The organism is Solirhodobacter sp., assembly GCF_964715405.1.
Map to the genome: position 1 here is coordinate 1 of NZ_CBAICG010000092.1, position 3,342 is coordinate 3,342.

Below are 3,342 nucleotides of genomic sequence, written 5' to 3' on the forward strand. Positions count from 1 at the left end.
TGTGGAACCCCGCTCCGGCTACGCCCTCCCGGGGTTCCACAACCAACGACACTTTCTCATCCAGATTGACGCGCGACTCTCATCTTGATCGTCGCGCTACAGGTCACGGTCGACCGGCTGCGGATGCGGGGGGTACAATGACCCTGCAGCGACGCATCAACCGCGGTGTCGGCCGCGAGAAGCGCGCGCTGGGCGTGCAGGCGATCCTGGAATGGGCCTTCCGGATCGAAAAGGCGCAGTTCGAGCTGCCCGAGCGGCGGGACGGCGAGGAGGCCGGGTTCGGCTTTGGGCTGGAATATGTCCTCATCCAGCGCGCGGCGCTGGGCTGCGAGATCGACGGCGGCCGGCACAAGCTCGGCAGTTGCAGCCACCCTGATGCCGAGATAGTCGCCGCGGCCGTCGTCGGCATGCCCGACGCGCTGGGCGGGATCCGGATGGCGATCCGCGTGGTCGAACTGGCGCGCGCTGGGCTCACGCCGGACTGGATGCCCGGCGCGGTGCCGCGCTGCGTGCCGGTCGAGACCAGGCGCAACCAGCATGGCGAGCGGGCGACCACGATGGTGGTCGGCACCGAGCGGGTGCTGACCCGCGGCAAGTGGCGCAGCGTCGAGGTGTTGGCCTGTCCGGTCACCTGGCACCCGCATCCGGGCCAAATCGAGGGGGCACGGCGCGCCTACGAGGAGTGGTGGCGGGCGCTGGACTGGGTGCGGGATGGGCTGATGGTGGGCGGGATGCTGGGGGAGGTCGAGGTGTCGGCGGCGATGCCAAAATCGCAGCCTTGGTTTCCTCGTCACCGCCTTTAGCCGACGTTGCAAAGCATCCATTCTGCCGGTTAGCCTTTAACTACCCCGTCATCGTTCCAGCTTGGGCTTGATTGCAATGCTATCATTGCCTAGCCTTGGCATTGCAACCGGAGGGCACCATGGCCAGCATCACGATTCGCAACCTTGACGACGATGTAAAGCGCCGCCTGCGCGTGCGAGCGGCTGAGCACGGCCGTTCGATGGAAGAGGAGGCCCGCGATATCCTGCGGCAGGTTGTCGGCCAGCCCAACGCGCCACGCAACCTTGGCTTGGCAATCCACTCCCGGTTCGCTGCAGCGGGCGGCATCGACTTGACCCAGGTACAGCGCGGCCCGATGCGCCCCACACCTGGCTTCGAGTGATCAATGATCCTCCTCGACACCAACGTGATCTCGGAACTGATGCGCACCGAACCAGCCCAGATCGTGTTGGACTGGTTCGGCAAGCACGACGCGGCTGACCTGTTCATCTCGGCAGTCACAGAAGCGGAACTGCGCACCGGCGTCGCAATCCTGCCAGAAGGGCAGCGCCGCGACCGGCTGCAACTCGCCATCGACGCCATGATCGACCAGGATTTCCAGGCCCGCGTCCTCCCCTTCGACAGTCCAGCCGCCAAAGCCTACGCCGAAATTGCTGCCCGGCGCCGGGCAGCGGGCCGCCCCATCGCCGAGGCCGACTGTCAGATCGCGGCCATCGCCCGCGCCGCGAACGCCCCTGTCGCCACCCGCAACATCAAGGATTTCGACGGCTGCGGCATCCGCTTGATCAATCCCTGGAACGACCTATGAACGCCGTCGAAATCGAACAGGCCATTTCCGAACTGGCAGAAAAGCCATTTGACCGGCAAGAGTTCCCCTTCCAGTTCCTCGAAGCCTTCGGGAACAAGGAAACTACGCTGAAACGTTTGCGTCAGGGCGTGTCGAACAAGTCCGACCTTGGCGGCGTCCTGCAGACGAACAACATTCACATCGTCACGTGTGCACCGGGCGAGGTTTCGGTCACGCTTGCCGCCCTTCGCTCAAGCCCCGCCACGGCCAAAGGCAAAGCCCGCTTCATCCTCGCCACCGATGGCGAAACGCTCGAGGCCGAAGACCTCACCTCCGACGACCCCGCCATCGCCTGCGCCTACGGGGACTTCCCCGACCACTTCGGCTTCTTCCTGCCGCTGGCAGGGATCACCACCGTCAAGCAGATCCGCGAAAGCGCCTTCGACATCAAGGCGACCGGCCGCCTGAACCGGCTCTAAGTCGAACTGCTGAAGGACAACCCCGAATGGGGCACCGAGGCGCGCCGCCACGACATGAACCACTTCATGGCGCGGCTGATCTTCTGCTTTTTCGCCGAAGACACCGGCATCTTCAACGGCGGCGCCCTCTTCACCACCACCGTCAGCCAGTTCAGCGACCGGGACTCCGCCAACACCCACTGGGTGATCAGCGAAATCTTTCGGGCGATGAACACCAGGATCGCTGATCGCCCCACCGCAGATCTGCGCAACTGGGCCAACGCTTTTCCCTATGTGAACGGCGGCCTGTTCTCGGGCGACACCGACGTGCCGCGCTTTTCCAAGATCGCGCGCAGCTACCTTTTGCACATCGGCAGCCTCGACTGGACCAAGATCAACCCCGACATCTTCGGCTCGATGATCCAGGCCGTCGCGGATGAGGGCGAGCGTTCGGCGCTGGGCATGCACTACACCTCGGTGCCGAACATCCTGAAGGTGCTGAACCCGCTGTTCCTCGATGACCTGCGCGCGCAGCTAGAGGAGGCGGGCGACAACCCCCGCAAGCTGCTGAACCTGCGCAACCGGATGGCCAAGATCAGGGTGTTTGACCCCGCCTGCGGATCGGGCAACTTCCTGGTCATCGCCTACAAGGAAATGCGCGCGATCGACGCGGTGATCAACCAGCGCCGGGGCGAGGCGGATCGCAAGACCGACGTGCCCAAGACCAACTTCCGCGGCATCGAGCTGCGCGACTTTGCCGCCGAAATCGCCCGTCTCGCGCTGATCATCGCCGAGTTCCAGTGCGACGTGACCTATCGCGGCGAGGTGCAGGCGCGGGCGGAGTTCCTGCCGCTGAACGCGCAGAACTGGATCACCCAAGGCAACGCCCTGCGGCTGGACTGGTTGTCGGTCTGCCCGCCCACCGGGACCGGGGTGAAGTTTCAGGCAGAGGATCTGTTCCACACGCCGCTGGATCAGGCGCAGATTGATTTTGAGAACGAGGGCGGCGAGACGTATATCTGCGCGAATCCTCCTTTCAAGGGAACCCGCAAGCAGGACTCCCAAGAGAAAGATGACCTCGAGCGGGTGTTCGCCGGAATCACTAGTGTTCTGCACCTGACATAGGATTCCCGACGGCGCTCGGCTGTGGCATGGTCGGCGGATGACCCCGGGATATTCATCGAACCCCTCTGCGAGAGTGACTCCGGGCGGTTTCGAAGCCCGCGATGGCCTTTTTCTGGGTCTGTGAGCGGCCTCGGGCGATGGTTGGCGGGGCCGTCGCGCCCCCGGGTTCGTTTTTGGCAGATGCCGGAG

At 64.5% G+C, this 3,342-nt stretch carries 3 protein-coding genes and 1 pseudogene; all 4 read left to right on the top strand.

Going from position 1 to position 3,342, the window contains the following annotated elements:
• Positions 1 to 137 precede the first annotated feature (137 nt).
• Complete coding sequence (locus AC11WY_RS19225) at positions 138 to 803, top strand: hypothetical protein (protein ID WP_482928481.1); 666 nt, start codon at positions 138 to 140, stop codon at positions 801 to 803.
• A 119-nt stretch (positions 804 to 922) separates the two neighbouring features.
• Positions 923 to 1,165: a FitA-like ribbon-helix-helix domain-containing protein gene (locus AC11WY_RS19230; protein ID WP_482928483.1), complete on the top strand. Its 243-nt coding sequence runs from the start codon at positions 923 to 925 to the stop codon at positions 1,163 to 1,165.
• Between the two features lie 3 nt (positions 1,166 to 1,168).
• Positions 1,169 to 1,591 carry a PIN domain-containing protein gene (locus AC11WY_RS19235; protein ID WP_482928485.1) on the top strand — a complete coding sequence of 141 codons (423 nt, stop codon included), beginning with the start codon at positions 1,169 to 1,171 and terminating at the stop codon, positions 1,589 to 1,591.
• Positions 1,588 to 3,126 (top strand): annotated as a pseudogene (locus AC11WY_RS19240) (DNA methyltransferase); the annotation flags it as partial. The gene AC11WY_RS19235 and the pseudogene AC11WY_RS19240, both read left to right, overlap by 4 nt.
• Positions 3,127 to 3,342: the final 216 nt, after the last annotated feature.